This window comes from Enterococcus dispar ATCC 51266 (genome assembly GCF_000406945.1).
In the GTDB taxonomy this organism is placed as follows: Bacteria; Bacillota; Bacilli; order Lactobacillales; family Enterococcaceae; genus Enterococcus_C; species Enterococcus_C dispar.
This window is the reverse complement of the sequence record NZ_KE136354.1, coordinates 2595203-2614559: the sequence shown is the minus strand read 5'-3', so window position 1 is coordinate 2614559 and position 19357 is coordinate 2595203. Positions and strand designations below refer to the sequence as shown.

The 19357-nt window shown below is 37.6% G+C and carries 27 protein-coding genes and 1 pseudogene; 7 read left to right on the top strand and 21 right to left on the bottom strand.

Annotated elements, in window-relative coordinates; translation table 11 throughout:
• Window positions 1–27: 27 nt before the first annotated feature.
• From RK01_RS12350 to RK01_RS12310, 10 genes are read right to left on the bottom strand one after another with little or no spacing between them, the layout of a single operon-like run.
• Complete coding sequence (locus RK01_RS12350; protein WP_016171565.1) at window positions 28–516, bottom strand: hypothetical protein; 489 nt, start codon at window positions 514–516, stop codon at window positions 28–30.
• An 11-nt stretch (window positions 517–527) separates the two neighbouring features.
• On the bottom strand, window positions 528–1013 hold the full coding sequence (ssb, locus tag RK01_RS12345) for a single-stranded DNA-binding protein (RefSeq protein WP_016171564.1): 486 nt from the start codon (window positions 1011–1013) through the stop codon (window positions 528–530).
• Window positions 1010–1831 carry a hypothetical protein gene (locus RK01_RS12340; RefSeq protein WP_016173619.1) on the bottom strand — a complete coding sequence of 274 codons (822 nt, stop codon included), beginning with the start codon at window positions 1829–1831 and terminating at the stop codon, window positions 1010–1012. The genes ssb and RK01_RS12340 overlap by 4 nt, the downstream gene beginning before the upstream one ends.
• A 3-nt stretch (window positions 1832–1834) precedes the next feature.
• Window positions 1835–2476, bottom strand: a complete 642-nt coding sequence (locus RK01_RS12335; RefSeq protein WP_016173618.1) for a putative HNHc nuclease — start codon at window positions 2474–2476, stop codon at window positions 1835–1837.
• Window positions 2473–3462: a DUF1351 domain-containing protein gene (locus RK01_RS12330; RefSeq protein ID WP_016173617.1), complete on the bottom strand. Its 990-nt coding sequence runs from the start codon at window positions 3460–3462 to the stop codon at window positions 2473–2475. The genes RK01_RS12335 and RK01_RS12330 overlap by 4 nt, the downstream gene beginning before the upstream one ends.
• Window positions 3459–4193, bottom strand: coding sequence for an ERF family protein (locus RK01_RS12325; protein WP_016173616.1), 735 nt, complete (start codon window positions 4191–4193; stop codon window positions 3459–3461). Before RK01_RS12325 ends, RK01_RS12330 begins: the two co-directional genes overlap by 4 nt.
• Window position 4194: 1 nt before the next feature.
• A complete protein-coding gene (locus RK01_RS13805) occupies window positions 4195–4359 on the bottom strand; it encodes a hypothetical protein (RefSeq protein ID WP_016171559.1) in 165 nt (54 codons plus the stop codon).
• A complete protein-coding gene (locus RK01_RS12320) occupies window positions 4352–5059 on the bottom strand; it encodes a Rha family transcriptional regulator (RefSeq protein ID WP_016173615.1) in 708 nt (235 codons plus the stop codon). Before RK01_RS12320 ends, RK01_RS13805 begins: the two co-directional genes overlap by 8 nt.
• 15 nt (window positions 5060–5074) lie before the next feature.
• Complete coding sequence (locus RK01_RS12315) at window positions 5075–5269, bottom strand: hypothetical protein (protein ID WP_016173614.1); 195 nt, start codon at window positions 5267–5269, stop codon at window positions 5075–5077.
• Window positions 5266–5547, bottom strand: a complete 282-nt coding sequence (locus RK01_RS12310) for a hypothetical protein (RefSeq protein ID WP_016173613.1) — start codon at window positions 5545–5547, stop codon at window positions 5266–5268. The genes RK01_RS12315 and RK01_RS12310 overlap by 4 nt, the downstream gene beginning before the upstream one ends.
• An 88-nt stretch (window positions 5548–5635) precedes the next feature.
• Here RK01_RS12310 and RK01_RS12305 point away from each other — a divergent pair, with 88 nt between their 5' ends.
• Window positions 5636–5887, top strand: coding sequence for a hypothetical protein (locus tag RK01_RS12305; protein ID WP_016173612.1), 252 nt, complete (start codon window positions 5636–5638; stop codon window positions 5885–5887).
• Here the strand turns inward: RK01_RS12305 and RK01_RS13800 are convergent.
• Genes RK01_RS13800 through RK01_RS12295 form a run of 3 tightly spaced genes read right to left on the bottom strand, consistent with a single transcriptional unit; the run spans window position 5868 to window position 6992 of the window.
• Complete coding sequence (locus tag RK01_RS13800) at window positions 5868–6023, bottom strand: hypothetical protein (RefSeq protein WP_016173611.1); 156 nt, start codon at window positions 6021–6023, stop codon at window positions 5868–5870. The two genes, RK01_RS12305 and RK01_RS13800, sit on opposite strands and share 20 nt — an antisense overlap.
• A 13-nt stretch (window positions 6024–6036) precedes the next feature.
• Window positions 6037–6780, bottom strand: a complete 744-nt coding sequence (locus RK01_RS12300) for a phage antirepressor KilAC domain-containing protein (RefSeq protein ID WP_016173610.1) — start codon at window positions 6778–6780, stop codon at window positions 6037–6039.
• Entirely contained in the window at window positions 6777–6992 is a 216-nt protein-coding gene (locus RK01_RS12295) for a helix-turn-helix domain-containing protein (protein WP_016173609.1), read from the bottom strand. Before RK01_RS12295 ends, RK01_RS12300 begins: the two co-directional genes overlap by 4 nt.
• A 192-nt stretch (window positions 6993–7184) precedes the next feature.
• On the opposite strand from RK01_RS12295, the gene RK01_RS12290 reads away from it, so the two are divergent.
• From RK01_RS12290 to RK01_RS12280, 3 genes are all read left to right on the top strand, one after another.
• On the top strand, window positions 7185–7907 hold the full coding sequence (locus tag RK01_RS12290; RefSeq protein ID WP_016173608.1) for an XRE family transcriptional regulator: 723 nt from the start codon (window positions 7185–7187) through the stop codon (window positions 7905–7907).
• Between the two features lie 94 nt (window positions 7908–8001).
• A complete protein-coding gene (locus RK01_RS12285) occupies window positions 8002–8757 on the top strand; it encodes a hypothetical protein (protein WP_016173607.1) in 756 nt (251 codons plus the stop codon).
• Between the two features lie 97 nt (window positions 8758–8854).
• Window positions 8855–10006: a tyrosine-type recombinase/integrase gene (locus tag RK01_RS12280; protein WP_016173606.1), complete on the top strand. Its 1152-nt coding sequence runs from the start codon at window positions 8855–8857 to the stop codon at window positions 10004–10006.
• Window positions 10007–10094: 88 nt separating this feature from the next.
• Here RK01_RS12280 and RK01_RS12275 read toward each other — a convergent pair whose 3' ends face one another.
• On the bottom strand, window positions 10095–10367 hold the full coding sequence (locus tag RK01_RS12275) for an HU family DNA-binding protein (RefSeq protein WP_016173605.1): 273 nt from the start codon (window positions 10365–10367) through the stop codon (window positions 10095–10097).
• Window positions 10368–10656: 289 nt separating this feature from the next.
• On the opposite strand from RK01_RS12275, the pseudogene RK01_RS12270 reads away from it, so the two are divergent.
• Window positions 10657–11388: pseudogene (locus RK01_RS12270) on the top strand (MIP/aquaporin family protein).
• A gap of 70 nt (window positions 11389–11458) precedes the next feature.
• Here the strand turns inward: RK01_RS12270 and RK01_RS12265 are convergent.
• The 5 genes from RK01_RS12265 to RK01_RS13795 all read right to left on the bottom strand — a co-directional run bounded on the left by RK01_RS12265 (window position 11459) and on the right by RK01_RS13795 (window position 15446).
• Window positions 11459–12355 (bottom strand): metallophosphoesterase, encoded by an 897-nt coding sequence (locus RK01_RS12265; protein WP_016173603.1) that lies wholly within the window; start codon window positions 12353–12355, stop codon window positions 11459–11461.
• Entirely contained in the window at window positions 12333–12734 is a 402-nt protein-coding gene (locus RK01_RS12260; protein WP_016173602.1) for an iron-sulfur cluster biosynthesis family protein, read from the bottom strand. The genes RK01_RS12265 and RK01_RS12260 overlap by 23 nt, the downstream gene beginning before the upstream one ends.
• Before the next feature lie 77 nt (window positions 12735–12811).
• On the bottom strand, window positions 12812–13381 hold the full coding sequence (locus RK01_RS12255; protein WP_016173601.1) for a GNAT family N-acetyltransferase: 570 nt from the start codon (window positions 13379–13381) through the stop codon (window positions 12812–12814).
• Window positions 13382–13392: 11 nt separating this feature from the next.
• Entirely contained in the window at window positions 13393–14973 is a 1581-nt protein-coding gene (locus RK01_RS12250; RefSeq protein ID WP_016173600.1) for an amidohydrolase, read from the bottom strand.
• Between the two features lie 302 nt (window positions 14974–15275).
• The gene (locus tag RK01_RS13795; RefSeq protein WP_016173599.1) at window positions 15276–15446 is read right to left on the bottom strand and encodes a hypothetical protein; all 171 of its coding nucleotides are present in this window, start codon (window positions 15444–15446) and stop codon (window positions 15276–15278) included.
• Between the two features lie 200 nt (window positions 15447–15646).
• Between RK01_RS13795 and RK01_RS12245 the strand changes: the two genes are divergently transcribed.
• A complete protein-coding gene (locus tag RK01_RS12245; RefSeq protein WP_016173598.1) occupies window positions 15647–16096 on the top strand; it encodes a YueI family protein in 450 nt (149 codons plus the stop codon).
• 50 nt (window positions 16097–16146) lie between these two features.
• A complete protein-coding gene (locus tag RK01_RS12240) occupies window positions 16147–16560 on the top strand; it encodes a hypothetical protein (RefSeq protein ID WP_016173597.1) in 414 nt (137 codons plus the stop codon).
• Window positions 16561–16711: 151 nt separating this feature from the next.
• Here RK01_RS12240 and gshAB read toward each other — a convergent pair whose 3' ends face one another.
• Both gshAB and RK01_RS13790 read right to left on the bottom strand, forming a co-directional pair.
• Entirely contained in the window at window positions 16712–18973 is a 2262-nt protein-coding gene (gene gshAB / locus RK01_RS12235) for a bifunctional glutamate--cysteine ligase GshA/glutathione synthetase GshB (RefSeq protein ID WP_016173596.1), read from the bottom strand.
• Window positions 18974–19154: 181 nt separating this feature from the next.
• Window positions 19155–19316: a hypothetical protein gene (locus tag RK01_RS13790; RefSeq protein WP_016173594.1), complete on the bottom strand. Its 162-nt coding sequence runs from the start codon at window positions 19314–19316 to the stop codon at window positions 19155–19157.
• Window positions 19317–19357: the final 41 nt, after the last annotated feature.

The window sequence follows — 19357 nt, the reverse complement described above, 5'->3', positions numbered from 1 at the left end:
TTGACGTGAATACATCACTCGACCTCCCTAATCCTTCCACCTATCAATTTCGACGACAGATATATTTTTAGTTGGTTGTGTATTCAAAGCACGTATATACACTTCTCCGACTTCTAAACGTCTAGCAATTTCAAGTATAGAGCCTTCAATTCTGCGGTTGCCTTTTTGGTAGCGATATTTCTTGTTCCTGCGTTCGTATTTGTATCCTTGTACAATTCCATTACTTTTTCGTACTTCTTTATTAAAAACACTGGCACTTTTATCCAAAAACATAGCTGCCGCAATCATTGATTCAAAGAATCGTTCTTCTCCTGTATCGATATCCGTTAGACGTACAGACATATCTATTGTCTTCTTCGTTTTAGGCTTATTCTGTTTCATTTCCAACCGCTTTAAGCGTTGAAATTCTTTAAACAGCGGCTTAAGCTTTTCGTTTCTTTCCTCTTCTGATAAATCGCTATCTAAGATTTCACATTGCCTCAAAACGATTTGATGTTTCTGTTCCTTAATTGTCATATTCATTCACCTCAAAACGGCAAATCGTCATCATTAATATCGATTGTCGTAGCTTCAAAGTCATTTATCGGGTTCACGCCTAAATTCGTCTGTGTTGCGTTTTGATTGTCAGGAGCGTAATTATTCGTTTGCGCGTTCGGAACGCTTGCAGTGCTCGTATTTTGGCTAGAATTGCTATTCTTGCTCTCCAGCAGTTGAAAATTTTCAACTACTACTTCTGTCACGTACACTCGCTGTCCTTGTTGATTTTCATAATTTCGCGTTTGAATACGGCCGGTAACACCTAGCAGAGTGCCTTTACGGGCATAATTTGCTAAGGTTTCTGCTGGTTTACGCCAAATCACACAATTGATAAAATCTGCTTCACGCTCACCGCTTTGGTTCGTGAAATTACGATTTACTGCTAAAGTAAAGGTCGCGACTGCTTGACCGTTTCCTGTATATTTGAGGTCAGGGTCTTTAGTTAGACGCCCGACTAGAACTACGTTGTTAATCATCTGTTTTCCTCCTCGTTATCTATGAATAATTCTTCCATCATTTTTTCTATTTCCGCTTTTCGAGATGGACTACTTGCGGTCGTTTGCGCGTCCCAATTCGGCATTTCCTCACGTTTGACTGGTTGTCCATAGGCTTGCTGCGGCTTAGGTTGCGCCTTATCTTTTCTCGCCCAATTTCTAATTGTTGCAAGATGATTTTTATAGGTCTTGCCAGTTGATGCGATATAACTCGACAGTCGTTCAATACGGTCTTGCCAGTCGCTTGGGAACTCAGTTTGCAGTTTCTCCATGTCTTGATCTGTTAAAAGGACATTTTTATATTCGCCATATTTGTGACGAACAGGTTTAGCTTTCGGAGGTTCCTCCGAAGGCGTAATATCTTTTCTATCTCTATCCTTACCTAACCTATCCTTACCTAACCTAACCTGTGTATCCATTTGGTATGTCAGTTGGTTGTCGTTTGGTATACCAACATCATCTAGTGAGTATGATTTGTTATCTTTTTCGCTTAACAGCGCCTTTTCGTCTTGATACATCGTAGGTTTAAATCTGTCATTGCGAATATAGTTATGAATTTTCCAGTGCTTTATTACAATCACGCCACTCTCGAACGCTAAAATAAAATTTTTTGCCATCAAAATTCGCAAATCGTCATCTGACGAACCAATCATGCGCTGTATTTTTTTGGGATTATTAATAAATCCTTCATCATCAGCTCTCATCGAAAGATGAAAGTATAAGGCTTGCGAAGATAGTGGCATATCCAGAAAAGCGTCACTATCTATTATTGTTTTTGCGAACATTCTACGTTCTGCCAATTTCTACCCTCCTATCCTTAGTTTTCTTCGTTCTTCATCATTCAATTTCACGAGAATAATTCGATATTTTTTAAAGAATTCAGTTAACCCTACGGTGTGCTGTTCTGTATGATGAAATCGGCATAACGCCATAAATCTAAAATCAGAATGGTTAATTTTTCTCCTGTTTCTACCCATACCGACTGCATCAACATGTGCTATATCTGCTTGTTCCATACAAATACAGCAACGTCGATATTTTAAGCATTGATAAAACCATGAATTTTCATCTAGTAAATAGTTATATACTTTAGGAAGTGGAACGTTATTTGAAATAACAAACTCGATTAAAAAATCAATCCATTTTTTTGCGTCAGATTTAGTCGCTTTATGATGTTCAAACCAGACGCCGCTTAATGCCTCATAGTAGTATTTCAAATCTATCTTTGACCAATAAGGATACTCACCTTGCCAACGCGCCACATCAGCGATTAAGGCGTGGGATAGCGCATTTTGTTTAGCGGAGATTCCTCGACTATCTAATGCAGCTACTTCCAAATAGTTATCCTCTCCGTTGGCTAGTAGATGTAGGTATTCTTGATTGAATGCTTCTTCAAGTTCAATTGTTATTTTTCTGCCATCCGCGGATAGCAATTTTCCCATCATTGCACCGGCACCACACTAATACCATTTTCTACGAGGTACTCATTTAAGTTTGCCAATTTTTGGCGGCTTGCGGTTAATTGTAGAGTTACCATCATCGTCGGATTATCATCCATTTCTGTCATCAGTACCAACGGTTCATTGTTTGCTGCTTGGATTAATTCACCAGTTTCAGGGTCAACCAAAGTTCCTTGATTCGTCTCAACTGCTTTTTCTCTTTCCATTTCGGCGATAGCTGCATCATATTCAGCTTTTTTCCTCTGCCGTTCAGCCTCCGCTTCTTTTTCTGCCTGTTCTCGACGGCGTTTATCTTCCACTGCCTGTTTAATTTTTTCCCGGATATCGGCTACCGACCATCCTTGATCAATTAAACCTGACCATGCATATGGATCTAGTCCAGCGATTTCTGCATAATCTGTAATAGTCGCCTTATCAGCCGCTATCTGACTTCTTTGCATTGCTACAATTTTCATTTTGTCGTGAATTTCATCAAGTATTTTCCCTTTAACTTCACCTTTTGTCGTAAAAGCCGTTTTATTTATCCAACTAGTACTAATTTCAATAGCTTCCGGTTCAATATTTAACGGTTCAGCAATTTTTTCCATCTCAATTTTTATTTTTTCTATACGAATGGCTTTTTCTGATTCATCAAAAAGCTTAATTCCAGAATTAATATCGTCAGATACCTTCTTGATACGTTCAACATATCGCTTCATTTTCTCTTCAAAAGTATTCAACGGTTGAGAATAATCAGCTTTAATTTCTTTTCTGCGATCATCAATCATTTTGGCAATTTTATTCAAATCTATTTTGGCTTGTTTTGCCTCTGCAACATTTTCTGCATCAAATTTAAAGACTTGATTGCTATAGTGTTCTGTCGTCTGTTCAATTAAACTTTCTAGTAGTTCTTCATTTTCTATCTTGATAGTTGATGGTGTGTAACTTACCTCAAATTGCATATCTGGTACCGTTAATGGATTTTCTGTCATTGTTTTTGCCCCCATGGAATCGAGTTTATATTTTCTTGTTTTGGTTGAGTTTTATTTTGAAGATGTTTGGCATAAGCCTTTTTCCATTTTTGTAAAATTTGTAATGCTATCCCAAAATCAGCTTCCGTCATTTTGTTAATAGTCTTATTAAATCCAGATTCAGTTTTTAATTGACCTAAAACTTGCGCTGGATTTGAATTAGACATTGATGCTACTGTATGAATTAAATCTTCCAATGTTTTTACTTGTTCTTCATTAATAGTTTTAGGCGGTTGTAATGGTTTCTTTCCTTCGGTTTCTGGATCATCTCCCGTCGGAATTAGAAACAGAGAAGTCAATGCGTACTTAAGTGCACCAGTTTTAGCTTTGTAAACTGCTTTATCGCCAGCATCTTGACCATCGCCAAATCCAGTAAATTTTATTGTCTCCCCAGTGTCACCATCAAATATCGTATATTCGATTTCAAGTGTTACTAATTGCTGTGTACCTTTTTGTGTCTTGATTTCTGTTACAGATCGCGATTTTTCATCAGACAACATAAAAAGATTCTGCGCAACTAGTAAAGGTCGAACAACATCCTTAATATCACTTTCCAAAGCGTAGTCATAATTATGGAAATCGTTATGCCCATTTTTGGGAATTCTTTCAATTTCATTTGTAATTTCTGCTAACTTTTGTATTAGATTTTTCGTGACGCTATTTTTACTTACTTCGTTTTTGACATCATCCATGCTATAATCTCCTTATAGGTATTTTTGTTTGCGACTCATTGCTTCCCGGCGGAGTCGCTTTTTTCATGCGCTCGATATTTTGACGCGTTTTAATCGTTAAGTAGTTTGCTCGCCACCATCGATCTGCGATAATTTTTCCGATTTTTAAAGCTTCGGCTCTATTCATTAAAATCACCTTCAAATAGTTTTTGTTGGCGATTCAACTGATTGATTTCTAATCTCAATTCTGTTGAAGGTAACCATAAATCAATAAATTCAATTGCATCATCAAATTTCAAACGAGGTAGCTCGCCGTATCGCGGAACCATAAAATGACGTTTGAACTCTGACCAAAATTTAGAAAATAATTTTTTACCAATTTTTGAGTATGCTGCCGATTCCTTACCACCTAGCACTTCAACAACTTTTAATTTTCCTTTTTGGTTAATTTCATATTCTTGCTGACCACTGATACGCATTGTATCTTTTAACATCGATACATCAGTTTTTACTTCCTTCATTTCTTCTAATTGATAAATCATCATATCTTCGATTGTGGCAGGAACTGTTGAACGACGAATGACTTGTTCCATCTCGTTAAAAGCATCTATATACTTCAATTTAAATTGTGTTGCTTTTTTTCCGGTAAAACCCATAGCAAGTAATGAAAATCCATCACGATTCATATAAACCACGCGATAATATTGTTTATTTTGAGGGTGTTGATACTTATCTTCCCAGAATAGGTCTGCGGAATTTTCCGCCACCCCCTGCTTCATTAAGTTGTCGTACGCTTCTAAAACATCTTTATGGTTTTTATCGAAGCTTTCTGCAACTTGAAGGCTAGAAGTTACAGCCTGTTTTTCTTTCATAATTACTAATTCCATTTAATTATCTCCTTCCTAATAAATTCCCTTTTCTACATCAACAATATGCATACGATAGCCAAGCAACGTGGCTATAATTAAAGCTGAAATAACTGCAATCACAATTAGTGTTACGCTTAAACTGATACTTCCCATCCAAGCGAACAGTGCTGTAACGGTTGCTACAATGATGGTAAATAGCATTAGCATTGAGCATTTATGTTTTGTCATGTTTTCACCTCACTTGGTGTCGGTTTTTTCGACCGATACCGGCTAGCGTCCTTCCACCGCAGATACCAGATAAACGTGCCAATGTGGATGAATGTCACGCCCGGACGCATGATTCCTTCTTTGAATTCTTCAATACTGTCCATCTCTTTTAAATAGTCGTAGAGCGTGGACTTTTTCAGCCCGTTGAACCGTATCATCAATTCTTCTGGGCGGTCCCATTCTGCGGCTACTTCTTTTGTCTCAACGCTATGGATGAGTTCTTTTAGGGTTGGTTGCATGATTAGACCTCCTTTATAGATTGTTTTTGGTATAATTTCCTTATCAGTCAGTGGTCGGCTGAAATAATTGATAAGGAGGTGAAAATTTATGAAAGACTATAAGTTAGATTTTCAATCTGAATTGCCTGTTGAGTTTGCAAATGAATTCAAAGTTGAGTTGCCAGCTAAGACTCGTACAGTATTTACCGTTAATCATGATATGGTTCTTCAAGAGTTTGAAGATGATACTGTAATATGCGTTACTCGTGACGATGAGTTTTTAAACATCTATTCAAACCGTAAATTCAATCAGACAATTCCAGTTAGAAGTAAGAAAGTAATTATTTCATTTGAGGAATAAGCTTTCCTTCACCCGTCTGTGGATCATAGTCTAATTTTGATTTATGATGTTTTCTTCTTGGTTGCTCCTCGCTACTCCCAATAGCTTGGAGCAATTTTGCTATTTCTTCTGGTGTTGCTTCGATTGTGATTTTCATTTTGGATCCTCCTTTAAAACAATTCGATATTTGGCAAAATGTCGTGTTCTTTCAAAAAGTTGTATAGGAACAAATGCCCTTTTTGCGTCCATTTCATAATTGGTTTTAAATTGTCCGTTCCTTGTACTGGCACCATTTCGATATGTGTGTATCCTTCGTTTTGATACTTCGCATACAGCAGCCACGCCTTACCTTGTCGGTATTGGATACCAAAATCATGCAGCAACTTGTTCATTTGCCTTGCGCTCATACCATAGTTTTTAGCGATAAAACTGATTGGCGTAACACTTTTATTTGCTAGGATAATGTCGTGATAATTTACCTTTGGCTGCATTTCAGCTACCTTTTGTTCGGCAACCAATCGCAACGTACGTTCTTCTTTGAGCTTCGTTGCTACCTCGATCAGCAAGTCTGGATTGTTTAGTAGTTCATCTGTTGCGTACATGCCGTGCTTTCGGATTTGAGGTAGGACTTCGCTAGCTAACCAATCTTGAAACTTTTCAGCTAAAGCATTGTTCGCTTTAAAAGCTAACTTGTATACCATCGGCTCACTGATAAAGTCGTTTTTCGCAACTTCTTGCGAAAGGTATTTTTTTAAATATCCGTTAACAGTTCTCCACCGAACATATTCTTTGCCGTTTTTTGTTTCCACAAACCCCAAACTTCTTGCTACTGTTTCAGCATTAAACAACGATTCGCCATTTTCCGTCTTAACTTCTAATTCAAATAGATTATTTTCAAATTTTTGTGTTTTCATTGGTTAACCTCCTCTTTTTTTCGAGTAAATAGGAACTTGATTTCATATTCCGGGAAGAACGTCTCTTGAATAGCCAGAGCCTCTCCAAATTTAAAATCTGAATCGCCACTTATTTTTTCGCGAACCGTTTGATATTTGACGCCTAACAAATCAGCCATATCTACCAACGAAACATTTTTTTCTTTTCTAACTTCTTCTAAATTGTTCAACATTTATCCTCACCTTCTTTCGATACGAAAATTCGTATCTTGAGATATTTTTTTAAGGCAATGTCGCTTGCCTTGATTTAAGTATATGCGAAAATTCGTATCGAGTCAATACGAAAATTCATATTTTTTATAATTGTTTTGATTGATATACGAAAAATCGTATGTTACAATAGATTCATGGAAGGAGGTAGCACGATGAATATAGAAGATAATTTGAAAGAAATAATAGAAGTTAAGTTCGGGAACGTAAAAACTTTCGCTGAAAAAATAGATTTACCGTACACAACAGTTCGTTCAATCCTACAGCGTGGCGTGATGAATGCCAAAGTAGAAAATGTTATCAAAATTGCCGATGGTTTAAACATGAAAGCAGAAGATTTAATGAGTTTGGATAATACTCAATCAATCTCCACCATCTATAATCAGTTAGATCAAAAGCGCCAAGCGAAAGTTTACAACTTTGCTGATCGTCAATTAAGAGAGCAAAAATATGGCGTAGCTGACGCTGGTAAGATAGTACCGCTCAAACGACGCGAGCCGAAAACGGTAGACATCTACGGAAGATTATCAGCCGGCGGCGGTGCCTATAATGATAAATCAGTCATCGAAACTGTGGAAGTTGATAGCGCCCCATCTAAGTATGATATGGCGTTCGTGGTGTCGGGAGATTCGATGGAACCAATGTTTGAAGACGGCGAAGTGGTCTTTGTCAATGAAACGCAAGACGTGTTTAACGGACAGATTGCAGCGATTGAAATCAACGATGAAGCCTTTATCAAAAAGATTTATATCGAAGGTAAACGAATGAGAATGGTATCACTAAATGTTGATACTGATAAGGATGGCAAACGCCTCTACCCTGATTTTTACGCTGATGAATGCGACAATCTATTTGTCATTGGTCGTGTGATTATGTAAAAAAATACCCCAGTCGGAGTTGGCGCTCCGGCTAGGGTTGGTTTTTAAGATGTTTGCTACGTGAAATTATTATACCAGAAATGAGGGAAATAGAATGAAAAAGTTAGTTAGTTTAGTTTTGGCAGTTGGAGCTGTTTTTATACTTGCTTCCTGCGGTAGTAGTAAAGATGACAGCAAAAAGGAATCTCTCGTCGATTTAAAAACTACTGAAATTCCAGTTAAAGAAGATGGAACTTTTGTAATTGAAGGAACTATGGCTAACGCCGGGACAATAATTACTGTTGCAGGTAATGCAATGCCAATTGTTGCTGACAGTGATGGAAACTTTACTCACACTATCCAAATGGGTGATGTTGTGGATAGCGCGGATTTAGTTGCTAAATATATGAACGACGAGCAAACAATCAAGTTGAAATTTGATACAGCAAAATATGAAAAAGCTTTACAAGCTTCATCCTCTGAACCAGCTTCTGAGGTTAGCACAGAACCATCAACATCCCAATCTAGCGACTCTCTGCCAAAAATTACCGAAGAACAAATGCCTAACTTTATTGATTATTTAAAAACAGATTTAACAGATAAAAATGTAGATATCAGCACGTATACCTTTTACAATCACGATAACATGCTATATATTGACGTGCCAAACGAATACAAATACTATGAAAAAGCTGACTTACAAGAATTCGCAGACGGTATGCAAGCTAAGGAGCACGAAGCGTTTAACGTGTGGGCAGCGATGAATAATGTTGATTACAGTCAATATCCAATGTTGTTTATAAAAACAGCTGATGGCGAAGCGCTAGCCTCACAAAAATTAAACGGTTCTATGGAGTTAAAAGTTAAATAAAAATACACGCCCTCCCCTCACAGAATGGCGTGCTAAGCAATAAACTGCATAGCTTATTTACTATGCCTATTATATCAAATAATAGGAGTTGATTACAATGTGGATGGAAACATTGCCAGACGGCAGGTTTAAATATATTGAGCGTTACAAAGACCCGTACACCGAAAAGTATAAGCGGAAGTCGATAATCTTGACCAGCGACAGCAAGCAAGCTCAGAAAAAGGCGCAGAAATTACTTGATGAGAAAATTGGCAAAGCCGAAGAGACGGCCACCTTGTCCGATATCAACCTCCACAATCTTGTGGAAGAGTGGTTTAGTCACCATCAAAAAGTGCATCGGATACGGCCCTCTACTATACGTGCATACAAGGCCCAACAGAAGGTTATCTTTAAGAAAATCGACAAAGATACTTTAGCGAAAAACGCAGATACTAAACTCTTTCAAACTTTTTTTGATGGCTTAGACTACTCAAATGATTATGTATCAAGTATCAAGTCTCAACTAAATAGCGTGTTTAAATATGCGTATCGTATGGGTTATATTAAAGAAAACCCTCTTGATAAAGTACAAATTTCCTACTCAAAAAAAGATGATGCAGCTCGGGAAAAAATTGAAAATAAATACTTAGAAAAAGACGAGGCTGAAAAACTAATTAAAGAACTCTACCGCAGGCCCTCTACCTATCGTGTGGGTAGGCTTGCAGAATTTATGTATTTAACGGGCTGCCGAATAGGAGAAGCCGTCATATTGACGCCGGAAGACTTTAGCGAAGACTTTTCTAGCGCATCTATCACCGGAACAATAGATTACGGAAGCGGATTTCGTGCAGCTAGGAAAGGCCCACCAAAAACACTGATGAGTAATCGGACAATCAACCTGACACAAAGATGTATTAAACTAGTAGAGAGATCTATCGACGAAAATAAATTAGACAGTCTGACACGCAACGGCTACTTGCCAGGTGAGTATGTATTTGTCACCAAAAACGGCACACCAATGATATACTCATCATTTAATCGTGCTTTAGAAAAGGCGGGTAATCGTGTGGGATTAGGTCATAAAACACTCACTTCTCACATCTTCCGCCACACGCACGTCTCGCTGCTAGCAGAAAAAGGTGTACCGTTGGTAGCAATCATGGAACGCGTGGGCCACGAAGATTCTGACATCACAACTAAAATCTATACTCACGTCACCAAACGGATGAAAGCAGACATTACATCCAAGCTGACAGAGATAGGGCTTTGACGAATTGCCCCTTTATTGCCCCTTTTAGATTATGTATTGATGATAAATAAAGAAGGAAGCCCGGTATTACAGGCTTCCTAAAGCTGTTTTATTTTACAGCGTCTTTTAATTGTTTACCAGGTTTGAAAGCTGGTGTAACGGATGCTGGAATTTCGATTTCTTCCCCAGTTTGTGGGTTGCGGCCTTTACGTGCAGCACGTTTACGTGTTTCAAAAGTACCAAAGCCCATGATTTGTACACTGTCTTCTGATTTAAGCGTTGTTTCAACAGTATCGATGATGGCAGCCAATACAGCAGTAGCGTCTTTTTTAGTAACCCCTGATTTTTCAGCCACAGCTGAAATTAAATCTGCTTTGTTCATTAATAATTCCTCCTACTCGGAATAAAATAATTAGGATATGAAGTAATCCTTATCTTTTATTCTAGCAAAATGCCTGTTATGGCGCAATAGAAAACACTTTCTATGATTACTATTAAAATAATTGTAATACTTTTAATATTTATGTAACAGCATTTTTTCTGAAATTATCAAAAGTGTTATCATTTGTCTTTTTAACTAAAATCTGTTTTTATAGTAATGTTTGAGTTTTTTAGCCTTATTTTTTTGCACTTATTTTAGACTCAAACAAAAATTTGAGGAGGTTTTTTATTTGGATTATTCACTAATGACACGCCTAGCAGCCGAATTTGTCGGTACAGCTTTTTTAATTATGCTAGGTAACGGCGCGGTAGCAAACGTCGACTTGAAAGGAACAAAAGGTTACGGTAGCGACTGGATGTTAATTGCTGTAGGTTATGGGTGTGGGGTAATGATTCCTGCCATGATGTTTGGCTCAATTAGCGGCAATCACATCAACCCTGCTTTTTCAATTGGTTTAGCTGTTGCTGGTATGTTTCCTTGGAGCGAAGTTTTACCTTATATCGTCGCCCAAATGCTCGGTGCCATTGTGGGACAATTAATTGTCGTAGCGTGTTACAAACCTTACTACGATCAAACAGAAGACACTAATCACGTACTTGGAACATTCTCAACTATTAATAGTGTGGGCTCAAAATTAAATGGTTTTGTAAATGAATTTTTCGGTTCTTTCATTTTGTTCTTTGGTGCCATTGGGATTACCAAAGCGCCATTTTTCCAAGACAATTTGGGAACTGCTCACTTTGCTTTGGGTTTTCTCGTTTGGACTTTAGTCGCATCATTAGGGGGACCAACCGGACCTGGTTTAAACCCCGCTCGTGATTTAGGGCCACGGATTCTCCACAGCATCTTACCTTTAAAATATAAAGGTTCTTCTCAATGGGACTATGCTTAGGTACCAGTTTTAGCCCCAATTTTAGCAAGTATTGTAGCCATTTTATTTTATAAAGGATTATTCTTATAAAAAAGTTGTCTAAAAAGATTTAAAATAAAAGTTATGGCAAACGTCTAAAAAACGTTTGCCATAACTTTTTTTAATAATCAATAATGGTGAGCGCTTGTTCAAACTCACTTTTTAAATGTTGCTTTTGGTAATCTTTAAATTGCGCTTCGTGAGCCTTTAATATACCTCGCAACTTCATTGGATTGTATTCTTCGACTAACTTATTTTCCAAAACGAAATTTCGCGTTAATTGCCATTCAAAGAAATACCCAAAAGGATGACAACTATACCAAGTTCCTTTGATTTTTTGATCGTCAAAGCGACGATGGGTATGACCGAAGACTACCTGCTTAATATTATCATAGCGATCCAACAGTTCTCCTAATTCTTCTGAACCCAAAAAGGCGTTTAACTCATTCCACCTTTTCAATTTTGGAGCAGTCTGATAGACAATAAATTCTTTTTTGGGGACAAAATGCGTGGCTAAAATCACTTGTTTTCCCTCTTTTTGTAACGCATCCAATAAAATTTTTAAACGCTTGCGTAATTGCGAATCAACATTTGGATCACTGTCGTTTCTTTTAATGACACGGTCATACCAATACAATTGTTTAACGGCTTTAATCTTTTCTTCATCCTCCAAAGTAGAAAAGCGATAATCATACCAACCGTTATAACCGACTAAAACAGTGGTATGATTCAGCGCCAACGCTTTTTGATTCAAAAAAGCCGGATTAGGATAGTCTTCAATCTGCTCTGGGGCAAGATCTGCCATTTCATGATTTCCCCAATTAAAGGTAGTGGGAAAGTATTGTTCAAAATACGCGACAATCGCCATCGCTCGTTCAACTTTATTGGCTAAGTCCCCAGCAAAATGCAGTCGATCAACCTTTTTTTCTTGTAAAACTGTGACGAGTTGGGCAATATCTTCGGTCGTAAAACGATTAATATCGGCATGAAGATCACTAACAACCGCTAATTTTCCCACTATTACCACCTGCTATCACTTTATCAATGCGTAAAATCGGAATATTATTCGCCAAAATGCCGCTATTTCCTTTTAATTGCAGCGTATGCATCGCTTTATTTTCTACTAATCGTGTTTCTTCTTCTAAATAAAGTTCCGAACTTTTTTTCATTTTTATTGGTCCGACTGCTGTTACTAAAGTTTCATCATAAACTTCCAGCCCTTTTGTTGGATAATCTGTTGGTGTAAGAATGATGCGAAAACTTAAGTCTAAACGGCAACTCAATCCAGTATTGGCAAAAGGGCCATCGCCATCTTCAAAATCTAAGTAGACGACATCTCCGGCTTGCATTTTACTACGAATTAATTCGACTACTTCTGTCTCAATTGAAAGTTTCATTTTATCCATTCCTTTCCAATCAAAGTGTTCCTACATAAGCGCCAATTTTCAAGAAAACCCCTATCAACTCGCTCATGTTACATCACTCGTTTCTGCCAATCAGCAGCAGTCATCATATAGAAGCCCTCGTCAATGAGCACACCTTTCCATAAACGACTACTTTTTATTTCTGTAACTTTTTTCATGCCAAGTTTTTCCATCACGCGCCCTGATTTTCTATTTTCTAAATTATGATAGGCACCAATGGAAACTAATTTCATCTTATCAAACCCTAAAGCCAACAAAGCAAACGCTGCTTCTGGCATAATCCCCTGTCCCCAGTAAGCTTTATTTAAAGTATAGCCAATTTCACCCCGACCGTAATTAGACTCCACCCGCAAATCAATCGTTCCAATCATTTTACCGCTCTTTTTTTCTTCAATAGCATACTTTCCTAAAGGTTCTGCCATAAAATAATTGGCAATTGCAAACTTAGTATCATCTAAACTGCGATGTTGTTGAAAAACATAACGTGTTGTCTCTTCATCACTTGCGTATTCATACATATCCTGAGCATCGGTAATTTTAAGTGGTCGTAAGTGTAAACGCGTGGTTTCCAATACTGTATTTTCTGCAAACGCTAAAGGAATATTAACGATTTCTTCCATATTACACCTCTTTATTTGATAATTTCTTGTCCTTTTAAGTACATTCTTTCAATTGTGGTTTCCTGCCATTTTTTCGGATTAGTAGTAAACAAATCTTGTGAAAGGACAATGATATCGGCACTTTGGCCACTGTTTAATGTCGCTGTCTTTTCTGTTGGTACCATAGCAGCGGCAGCCTTAGTATACAGCTTAAAGGCAGTGACCAAATCAATTGCTTCTTTAGAATTTAAATCTTCGCTATTTGCTCCAATTCTAGTCACAGCTGCCGCAAGACTAGCAAAAACATCATCTGGTTTTATCCAAGCTGTAGCCGGTGCATCTGAAGATAATGCCGTCGGAACTCCGCTTTTTAACATCGAAGCCAGCGGATAACATTCCTTCAAGCGTTTCTCCTCTAAGTTTTGGGAATAAGAAGCATATTCTGCATATAAGAAAATAATTTGTGTTACAAATGCAAAGTTCATTTTAGCTGCATGAAACGCCGCTAACGTTTTATCCTCTAATAAGGTAGCATGTTCAATCCTGACAGAGGGGCGATTTGTTAACCACGGTTCCAGCTCTCCATACGTATCCAAAATTAATTGAATGGCCGCATCTCCCATCGCATGAATAGCAATTTGACAGTCATTATTCTTAGCAAATTCATAAGCAAACTTTAAATCTGCTGCCGTATTGATAGCAAAACCGGTGCTATCAGAATTTTTATAAGGCTTTTTAACACGCGCGGTTTGATTGGAGATTGTCCCATCCATAAATAATTTGATTCCTGCCACATGCACATGTGGATGATTTGGACGAGGAAGTTGGGTCAAATGCAGTCGCTTAATTTCATCGATAGAATAATACAAATAGACTTCTTGGGCCAAGCCGCGACGTGCAGCTTCTGAATAAATTTCCGCATAATCATAGGGGGCAACTAAACTAATCATATCGCTAATTACGCCAATACCACGAGTGCGATAGTGCTTAGCTAACTTCATCGTTTGGTTCACGACGTTTTCAAAAGTGTCGTTTTCTTTGACTGCTTTAATCAATTTGCTAGCCCCATTTTCCAACATCACCCCATTGGGCTCACCATTTTCAAAATGACCAATCATTCCCCCAAAAGGATCAGGCGTTTCTTTTTTTATTCCAGCTAGTTTCAAGGCTACAGAATTAACCGCACAAGAATGACAATCCGAGCGTAAAACATAAACTGGTTGCGTTGTGGAAACTTGATCTAAATCGTGAATTGTTGGCGTTCGGCCCTCGGCAAGTTTTGATTCATCATACCCCCAACCTTCGATCCACGCATCTTTTTTGCCTACTTGCGGCGAATTTCTCAAAGCGGTAATCATCTCTTCAATACTCGCAACATTTGGAGGTGTACATGCAACACTACCCAAAGTTTCTGAAATCCACAACGGGTGAGTATGAACATCCCAAAAACTGGGCATCGTTAAACGTCCGTTTAAATCAACTACTTCATCCACATTTCGCAAACGTGCATCTTGACTATCACCTAACCAACTAACTTTATCATCGGTTATTTCCAATGCCGAGACAAATTTTTCACCGGTAAAAATTTTACCATTTACTAAAATGCGTTTCACAAAAATCCCTTCTTCGTCCTTTTTCTTTTTATTATAGTACAGAAGGAAAAGAAAAGCTTTTTGTACTCATTTTTTTACAAAGCCTAAGAAAATTTGAACGGCCCCGCTTATCTCTCAAGTAATAAGATGGAATTTTAATAAGTTGTTCTGGGAATTTCAGCTTATTGTCGTAGAGAGTTCAATTGCGAAACTATCCTCCAATATCCTTAGCGTATCGGCATCACCACGTGTTAAAATCCTATAATTTTTTACAAAAAAAAAACACGACTACTTTCTTTGTAGAGGTGTTTTTCTAAATATTCCTATGAACGCTCCATTTGGCGTGCTTTTAAAAATTTTGCCCCAACCGGTAAAAGTAGGGCTAAAATAACGAATCCAACGATTTGAAACAACGAAAGATTGTCGATATATGTACTGACTAACAAAAATAAAATAATTAAGGGCAGTAATAATTTTTCTCCAGAGCTCGCCAAAATAATAACCTTCTTTCTCTTTATTATTTATAGTTTTTTAGTGATATTTCTTTGACTCAACCGTAAACATTATACCTTTTCCATTTTCGGAAAAAAACATTTTTATAAAAATAATTGCTAAATCAAGAATGCAAGCATTTTCTTACCTTTTTATCCAAAAATGCTATAATTGGTTTATCAGAATTATTGGGGGAAACGACATGACAGACGAATTACAACAGCATTTAGACAAAGGCCGCTATGGTACGCCGTTAGTTAATCCTGATGAACAGCATAAATACATGGGCACATTTCGCGAGCGCTGTTATTTAAGTATGACGATTGCACAAATGAAAAGTGACACTGACAAAGACAATTTTTTAACGGAATTAAAAAAACATGAAGATGCTACAGTTCTTTTAAACGGTCAAATGTCAGAGAGTTTACAAGCTGAATATATTCAACTTGCCACTAAAAATCATGCAAAATTTACCGTAGTAAATGACTTTGTGGATGCCAATCCAGATAGTTTTGGGCTACTTTTAGTCGCCAAAGAAGCCGTCAATGAACCCGTAATTGACGTGGAAAAGAAATATCCAGAAGAAACAAAAACAACCGAGAAAAAAGAACCCGAGAAAAAACACGGTTTCTTTGATCGCTTATTCCACTAGAGATAGTGGCATGTCATTATTTTTATTTGCGGACCTGAGGAGGGATTGTTATGACACAACCAGATTACACTGCTTTAAAGACGGAATTATTGGTAGCACTTGATACCCATATCGACATTTTAAAAGACGCTTCTTATATTCAACCTGACCATTTAGATGGCATTATGTTTATGATGCGTAGTTTTGGCTTCATGTTGGATCGCGCGCCAAAAGTTTTAGCTTGTGATGATACAGAAGAAATGAATTACTTGATGTTTCAATATTATAGCCTGCTAACAGAATTAAAATATAATCTGACTTTAAATTTTCCCTATGCCAAAATTAATAACAAAAGTCTACTGGAAATTGTCGATGCATTCCCCACCACCTACGAAAAAGAAATGAAAACTTGGTGGGAGGATACGACTGGTTTAAAAGTTGAAGAAACCAAGCAAACAATTGAAATAAAAAGTTTTGAATATTAAATACCATAAAAGCAGGAGCTGTGCCAAAAAACGGCACAGCCCCTGCTTTTTATCTATAAAAAGGTTATAGGATTTTTACAAGAAATAATGCCGGTATACTTTTATGTCTAGCACACGCAGCTACTCCTCGAGAAAAATTCTCTACAACAAATTAGTTTATTTCCGGATATAAAAATTTTAATACAGCCATTGTTAGTCGCCGACTCTTACCGCTAAAAGGATAAACATGCATATGCATGGCCGGATTAAAATTCGCCTCAATAATCCCATAAGCTTTTGGCGCAGTAGCAGGTTGCGTTTTATCGGGAATAATTAAGTCTATCCCAGAAATTTTTGCTCCTAAAGCTGTTACTGCTTTTGCTGCCACTTCCTTATAATCTTCTGAAAATTCATCAGTCACATCAATCGAATCGCCCCCGGTGCTGACGTTGGAATTTTCCCGTAGATAAACTGTCACACCTGCAGCGGGTACACTTTGCGTGGTATAACCTTGTTCTTTTAGCATTAATTTTTCAATTTCGCCTAATTGTATGAGTTCTAAAGGTGCACGGTGGTGGCTGCCCCGCAACGGATCTTCATTTTTTGCAGCTACTAACTCTGTAATCGTATGTTGCCCGTCACCTACAATATTAGCTGGTACACGCAATAAAATTGCTTGAACTACTCCATCTAAAACAAAAAAGCGATATTCTGTCCCAATCATAAATTCTTCCACCAAAACAGCAGTATCTTCAGCAAATGCAATTGCTAAAGCTTCTTTAAAATCAGCTAGACTGGCGCCATGTTTAAAAATCGAGATCCCTAAACCATAGTTAGTCGATTTGGGTTTTACTACAAATCCACTTTTTGAAAATTTTGGGTAAGCCTTAATAGCGGTTTCCATATCTGCAAATTCTAATCCTTCTGGCACGCGAAAACCGGCGTTTGCCAAAACTTTTTTAGTGACTGTTTTATTCGCCATAATCAAAGGCACAACGTAGCTGTCCTTACTGGTCATATTAGCGTTCTTCACATATTCTGTCCGACCGGCAAAACGTAGTTGCAAGAATTGATCTTCTTCATCTAAAACGACCACCTGTACACCTTTTTGAATCGCATCAAACATTAAAATCTGGGTGGATAATTCCATTTTAGTAAACCCGGCTAATTGATAAGGTTTCAGCCACGCGTGCGCCTGATTTTCTTTAGCAACAGCCGCAGCCCAAGTGGTCGTGTCCTTTTTAGTAGCCGCATACAAACGAGCTGCCAGTGTTTGACTAGGATCTTCAAAAGCACTTTGGGCAAAATCAAAGAAAGTATCTGCTAGCGGTAATTTTAAGTTATAAGCCATTTCTTTTAAACCTGCGACAAGATCCATACCTTCTTCTACATAGTCAGTCACACGATCAGGTCTTTCTAAAGCTACAAAATCGTTGATGGCATCCCCGTGGGCTACCCAATCATCCGCTGATTCCTCTTCGGGCAAATAAAACATATACAACATAAACGCGTGTAAAAACTCAATTTGTTCTTGATTAATCCCAAAAGGAGCAAAGGGATTTAAGTCAATGTTACGTAACTCAATATACCGAATACCAGTTTGAACCAAATCCGAGACTTTTTGTCCTCCTCTTAAACGTACAGGCGCATAAAACTCTTTTTCTTCGGAAAGTTTGCCAATTTCCACCATCCGAGCGATATCTGATAGGTATTGCGTTAAACTTTCATATGAAACGTGTACATCTTCGTGGTTGGTATAACCAAAACGACTATTCCGAATGCTACGTACTGGCTCTTGCGGAGCGCTGTCTTCTACAAAATAATATTCATTACTTGTTGGTGAAGCACCAAATAAATACGTTAAAAACCAGCGATAGCGCAAATAGTTACGGGTCACTTTCAAATAGATTGCTGTTTTGAAATCAGTAAAATCATCATATTGTTCTTGTGCCGCAAATAAATTTTGTAAAAAATCCGCACCAAATTCAAAATTAAAATGAATACCACTTACCATTTGTTTTCTTTTACCATAAGTTTTAGCCAAATAGCGTCGATACAAAACATCTTCAAAAGTATCCAATTTGGCAATCATAATATCTTCATCTTTTCGCGGTAAAACCGGCGGCATACTTAGCGGCCACATCATTTCTTCTTTTGGTAAAGAACGATACGCCACATCGTGAATAGCAGCTAACCAATTCATCAATTCTTGGGGTGAATCTGCTACAGGAGTTACTAATTCTAATTGTGTTTCTGCAAAATCCGTTTGAATATAAGGATGGTAAGCCCGATTTCCGAATTTATTGGGATGATTAGTTTGCGCTAATTTTCCATCGGCTGTAATACGTTGACTTTCTTTTTCTACGCCATAACGCGCTTGCCAAATATAAGGTTGCAAAGCTTCTAACTGTAATAATTGTTTAATATTTTTCATAAGCGACTTCCTTTTAGTTAGTTTCAAGCTCATTATATGGGAAAGAGCGCATAAAAAAAATGGAATTGCTCAAAGTTAAGGAAAATCCCATTTTAACTTAACTTTTCAACCATTCCATTTTTGTTTAAATTTCTTAAAAATAGTTCTGTTACACGCATTTTTAACATTGAATCCCTTTTCATTATTTAACAAATTCGCGTCGATGGTGCGCGGCTAGAAAGTAGCCGGTCAAAGCCGCTGGGAGACCTAAAAGTAAAAAAAGACGCCAATCACGAAAATCATAAAAATATACGAGTAGAAAACCTAATAACGTTAATCCAAAATATCGCTGAACCTTCCCCATTTTTACTCCTCGCTTTATCATTTTATAGTGTGGTTCCACCA

Excerpts from the sequence above, each read along its gene's own strand:
- ssb (WP_016171564.1), bottom strand. The coding sequence starts at position 1,013 with ATGATTAACAACGTAGTTCTAGTCGGGCGTCTAACTAAAGACCCTGAC.
- RK01_RS12240 (WP_016173597.1), top strand. The coding sequence starts at position 16,147 with ATGACACAACCAGATTACACTGCTTTAAAGACGGAATTATTGGTAGCA.
- RK01_RS12275 (WP_016173605.1), bottom strand. The coding sequence starts at position 10,367 with ATGAACAAAGCAGATTTAATTTCAGCTGTGGCTGAAAAATCAGGGGTT.
- RK01_RS12320 (WP_016173615.1), bottom strand. The coding sequence starts at position 5,059 with ATGGAATTAGTAATTATGAAAGAAAAACAGGCTGTAACTTCTAGCCTT.
- RK01_RS12350 (WP_016171565.1), bottom strand. The coding sequence starts at position 516 with ATGACAATTAAGGAACAGAAACATCAAATCGTTTTGAGGCAATGTGAA.
- RK01_RS12280 (WP_016173606.1), top strand. The coding sequence starts at position 8,855 with ATGTGGATGGAAACATTGCCAGACGGCAGGTTTAAATATATTGAGCGT.
- RK01_RS12325 (WP_016173616.1), bottom strand. The coding sequence starts at position 4,193 with ATGGATGATGTCAAAAACGAAGTAAGTAAAAATAGCGTCACGAAAAAT.
- RK01_RS12260 (WP_016173602.1), bottom strand. The coding sequence starts at position 12,734 with ATGAAACTTTCAATTGAGACAGAAGTAGTCGAATTAATTCGTAGTAAA.
- RK01_RS13800 (WP_016173611.1), bottom strand. The coding sequence starts at position 6,023 with ATGAAAATCACAATCGAAGCAACACCAGAAGAAATAGCAAAATTGCTC.
- RK01_RS12295 (WP_016173609.1), bottom strand. The coding sequence starts at position 6,992 with ATGTTGAACAATTTAGAAGAAGTTAGAAAAGAAAAAAATGTTTCGTTG.
- RK01_RS13805 (WP_016171559.1), bottom strand. The coding sequence starts at position 4,359 with ATGAATAGAGCCGAAGCTTTAAAAATCGGAAAAATTATCGCAGATCGA.
- RK01_RS12285 (WP_016173607.1), top strand. The coding sequence starts at position 8,002 with ATGAAAAAGTTAGTTAGTTTAGTTTTGGCAGTTGGAGCTGTTTTTATA.
- RK01_RS12310 (WP_016173613.1), bottom strand. The coding sequence starts at position 5,547 with ATGCAACCAACCCTAAAAGAACTCATCCATAGCGTTGAGACAAAAGAA.
- gshAB (WP_016173596.1), bottom strand. The coding sequence starts at position 18,973 with ATGAAAAATATTAAACAATTATTACAGTTAGAAGCTTTGCAACCTTAT.
- RK01_RS12335 (WP_016173618.1), bottom strand. The coding sequence starts at position 2,476 with ATGATGGGAAAATTGCTATCCGCGGATGGCAGAAAAATAACAATTGAA.
- RK01_RS13790 (WP_016173594.1), bottom strand. The coding sequence starts at position 19,316 with ATGGGGAAGGTTCAGCGATATTTTGGATTAACGTTATTAGGTTTTCTA.
- RK01_RS12330 (WP_016173617.1), bottom strand. The coding sequence starts at position 3,462 with ATGACAGAAAATCCATTAACGGTACCAGATATGCAATTTGAGGTAAGT.
- RK01_RS12305 (WP_016173612.1), top strand. The coding sequence starts at position 5,636 with ATGAAAGACTATAAGTTAGATTTTCAATCTGAATTGCCTGTTGAGTTT.
- RK01_RS12290 (WP_016173608.1), top strand. The coding sequence starts at position 7,185 with ATGAATATAGAAGATAATTTGAAAGAAATAATAGAAGTTAAGTTCGGG.
- RK01_RS12315 (WP_016173614.1), bottom strand. The coding sequence starts at position 5,269 with ATGACAAAACATAAATGCTCAATGCTAATGCTATTTACCATCATTGTA.
- RK01_RS12300 (WP_016173610.1), bottom strand. The coding sequence starts at position 6,780 with ATGAAAACACAAAAATTTGAAAATAATCTATTTGAATTAGAAGTTAAG.
- RK01_RS12255 (WP_016173601.1), bottom strand. The coding sequence starts at position 13,381 with ATGGAAGAAATCGTTAATATTCCTTTAGCGTTTGCAGAAAATACAGTA.
- RK01_RS12245 (WP_016173598.1), top strand. The coding sequence starts at position 15,647 with ATGACAGACGAATTACAACAGCATTTAGACAAAGGCCGCTATGGTACG.